The following is a 3,131-nucleotide window of genomic DNA, read 5'->3' as shown; positions in this document are numbered from 1 at the left end:
GCGTGGCGCAGCCACGAGTTGCCTGAAGGGCGAAGCGTGGTGTCCGGCGTAGCCCGAAGGGCGAAGACGGACTGGTTCAACCCACTTTCTAAGTCCACTCCCGATCGATAGGCTGAGCTGTCCCTGCTACGCGTGGCGCAGCCACGAGTTGCCTGAAGGGCGAAGCGTGGTGTCCGGCGTAGCCCGAAGGGCGAAGACGGACGAGGCAGGGCTTTGATCCCCTCCATTGCAGTGGCTGCGAATGTGGTACGTCTACATCATCCGCAGCATCGACTTCCCTGATCAGGAATACGTTGGTGCCACCGAGGATCTGAAACGACGGATTCCCGAGCACAACGCCGGCAAGTCCGCGCACACCTCAAAATTCAAACCTTGGCAGCTCGTCTGGTACTGCGCGTTCCCGGACAAATACAAAGCCTTGGCGTTCGAGAAATATCTGAAATCCCACTCAGGCCGCGCCTTCGCCAAGAAGCGGCTCTAGCCACCGCGCTCCCCCTACTCCCCCAGCGCCGCATTCAACCGGTCGCGCAGCGCGACGATTTCGTCCTTCATCGCCAGCAGTTCGCCGACCGTGCAGTCCGACGCCGCGAGGATCGATTGCGGGACGGCCTTGGCTTTTTCGCGCAGCGCGTGGCCCTGCGGCGTCAGCGCGATCAGCACCACGCGCTCGTCCTCGGTGCTGCGGGTCCGCCTGATCAGCTGGGCTGCTTCCAGCCGCTTCAAGAGCGGCGTCAGCGTGCCGGAATCCAGGAACAGCCGTTCGCCGAGATCCTTCACAGGCACGTCGTCCCGCTCCCACAGCGCCAGCATCACGAGATACTGCGGATAGGTCAGCCCGAGCCGGTCGAGCAGCGGCTTGTAGACGCGGTTGAAGGCGTGCGCGGTCGAATAGACCGCAAAGCAGATCTGGTTATCGAGCCGCAGCGCCTGATCCGCCGCCATCGGTTTCCTGGCCATGATTCCCATCGAATCCATCTCGTTTCCGGGTCATTCTGGGCTCACGGGACCGCGGATTCAATTGCGGACAATTAAATGTGAGGCCGCAGAATTTATATTGCGCACAATTCAATTGAGTGCAATACATAGACCGTCGAATTCAAACCCAAGCCTCAACCAAGGGAGACCACGATGTCTGTGAACGTGCTCTACAAGACCAGCGCCAAGGCAACCGGCGGCCGCGACGGCCATGCGGCAACGCTCGACGGCGCGCTCGACGTCAAGCTCACCACCCCGAAGGAGCTTGGTGGCGGCGGTGGCGCCGGCAACAATCCGGAGCAGCTGTTCGCGGCCGGCTATGCCGCCTGCTTCATCGGCGCCATGAAGTTCGTGGCCTCGCAGGGCGGCCCCAAGGTTCCCGCCGACGCCGCGGTGACCTCGACGGTCGGGATCGGCCCGCGCTCGGAAGGCGGCTTCGGCCTCGCCGTCGACCTCGCCGTCTCGCTGCCCGGCCTGTCCCGCGCCGACGCCGAGGCGCTGGTCGAGAAGGCCCACCATGTGTGCCCCTATTCCAACGCGACCCGCGGCAATGTCGACGTCAAGCTGACCGTCGTCTAATTCGGCTCTTCGCCAATGGTCCGCCACGCCTTCCCGCGTGGCGGACTATTTTGTTTGCATTCGAGATGCCAGTTCGCTCTTGCCAGTTCGCTTGGCGAACGCGCGCGCCGCCTGCTGCATGGGCCTGCGCCGACGGAAGCATTGCTGCCCCGCCCGAAGACCGTTAGCTCTGGGACCCTCGTTTTCGAACCCAACTGAGCGAAGGTTGCTTCCATGAATACCCCAGCGGCTACGGGCGCGATGACCGGACTGCGCGTGATCGATCTGACGCGCGTGCTCGGCGGCCCGTATTGCACCCAGATCCTCGCCGACCACGGCGCCGACGTGATCAAGGTCGAGCCGCCCGCCGGCGACGAGGTGCGCGACTGGGGCCCTCCCTTCCACGACGAAGACGCGGCCTATTTCGTCGGCATCAACCGCAACAAGCGCTCGATCGGCCTCGACCTCGCCTCCGAAGGCGGACGCGTGGTGCTGATGAAGATGCTCGAGACCGCCGACGTGCTGATCGAGAACTTCAAGCCCGGCACGCTCGACAAATGGGGCATCGGCAACGACGTGCTGCGCGCGAAGTTTCCGCGCCTCGTGCATTGCCGGATCTCGGGCTTCGGCGCCGACGGCCCGCGCGGCGGCAATCCCGGCTATGACGCCATCATCCAGGCGATGACCGGCATGATCGCGGCCACCGGCTCGCCGGAGAGCGGCCCGATGCGCATCGGCGTGCCGCTGGTCGACATCACGACCGGGCTCTACGCCGCAATTGGCATCCTGATGGCACTGTCGGAACGGCAGCGCTCGGGGCTCGGCCAGTTCATCGAGACCACGCTGTACGAGACCGGGCTTGCGATCATGCATCCGCACACCGCGAACTACTTCATGCACGGCAAGCCGCCGTCGCTGACCGGCAACGAGCACCCCAATCTCGTGCCTTACGCGATCTTCCCGACCAAGACCGACAACATCTTCATCGGCGTCGGCAATGACGGCACCTTCCGCAAGCTCGCCAAGGAGATCGGCAAGCCCGAGCTCGGCACCGATCCGCGCTTCGCCCGCAACAAGGACCGCATCGCCAACCGCGATGCGCTGCGGGTCGAGCTGGCCGCGGTGTTCAACCAGCATGAGGCCGAGCCGCTGTGCAACCGGCTGCTCGCCGCCGGCCTGCCGGCAGGTCCGGTGCAGAAGATCGACCAGGCACTAACCAACCCGCACACGATCCATCGCGGCGACGTCATCGAGAAGGATTGGTACAAGGGCGTCGCCTCGCCGATCCGCCTCGACCGCACCAAGCCGAACCTGCGCCGCACGCCGCCGAAGTTCAGCCAGCACGCTGCGGAGGTGCTCGGCGAATTCGGCTACTCAGGGGATGAGATCAACGGCCTCCTCGACAAGGGCGTGGTCTGCGGTCCCCAGCGCAAGCGCTAAAGCGGAGGAATTCTGATTGAATTCGGCTTGGCGCGGTCCCGGTTCACCTCTCCCCGTCGGGGAGAGGTCGGATTGCGAAGCAATCCGGGTGAGGGCTCTTGCCCTCTCGATCGACCGTAATCTCACCCGATTTTGCTCCCGCAAAATCGACCTCTCCC

4 protein-coding genes are annotated in these 3,131 nt (G+C 64.4%); 3 read left to right on the top strand and 1 reads right to left on the bottom strand.

Features of this window, described 5'->3' with window-relative positions; all coding sequences use genetic code 11:
• The first annotated feature begins 241 nt into the window (after positions 1-241).
• Positions 242-481, top strand: coding sequence for a GIY-YIG nuclease family protein (locus tag AKN84_RS44105; protein ID WP_050426575.1), 240 nt, complete (start codon positions 242-244; stop codon positions 479-481).
• A gap of 14 nt (positions 482-495) precedes the next feature.
• Here AKN84_RS44105 and AKN84_RS44100 read toward each other — a convergent pair whose 3' ends face one another.
• Positions 496-957, bottom strand: coding sequence for a MarR family winged helix-turn-helix transcriptional regulator (locus AKN84_RS44100; protein ID WP_050426576.1), 462 nt, complete (start codon positions 955-957; stop codon positions 496-498).
• Between the two features lie 171 nt (positions 958-1,128).
• Here AKN84_RS44100 and AKN84_RS44095 point away from each other — a divergent pair, with 171 nt between their 5' ends.
• Positions 1,129-1,554: an organic hydroperoxide resistance protein gene (locus tag AKN84_RS44095; protein ID WP_050426574.1), complete on the top strand. Its 426-nt coding sequence runs from the start codon at positions 1,129-1,131 to the stop codon at positions 1,552-1,554.
• A 213-nt stretch (positions 1,555-1,767) separates the two neighbouring features.
• On the top strand, positions 1,768-2,973 hold the full coding sequence (locus AKN84_RS44090) for a CaiB/BaiF CoA transferase family protein (RefSeq protein WP_050426573.1): 1,206 nt from the start codon (positions 1,768-1,770) through the stop codon (positions 2,971-2,973).
• Positions 2,974-3,131: the final 158 nt, after the last annotated feature.

Source organism: Bradyrhizobium tropiciagri (genome assembly GCF_001189845.1).
In the GTDB taxonomy this organism is placed as follows: domain Bacteria; phylum Pseudomonadota; class Alphaproteobacteria; order Rhizobiales; family Xanthobacteraceae; genus Bradyrhizobium; species Bradyrhizobium tropiciagri.
Note: the sequence above shows the minus strand (reverse complement) of the source record. Positions and strands in the feature narration are given on the sequence as shown.

Excerpts from the sequence above, each read along its gene's own strand:
- AKN84_RS44105 (WP_050426575.1), top strand. The coding sequence starts at position 242 with ATGTGGTACGTCTACATCATCCGCAGCATCGACTTCCCTGATCAGGAA.
- AKN84_RS44100 (WP_050426576.1), bottom strand. The coding sequence starts at position 957 with ATGGCCAGGAAACCGATGGCGGCGGATCAGGCGCTGCGGCTCGATAAC.
- AKN84_RS44095 (WP_050426574.1), top strand. The coding sequence starts at position 1,129 with ATGTCTGTGAACGTGCTCTACAAGACCAGCGCCAAGGCAACCGGCGGC.
- AKN84_RS44090 (WP_050426573.1), top strand. The coding sequence starts at position 1,768 with ATGAATACCCCAGCGGCTACGGGCGCGATGACCGGACTGCGCGTGATC.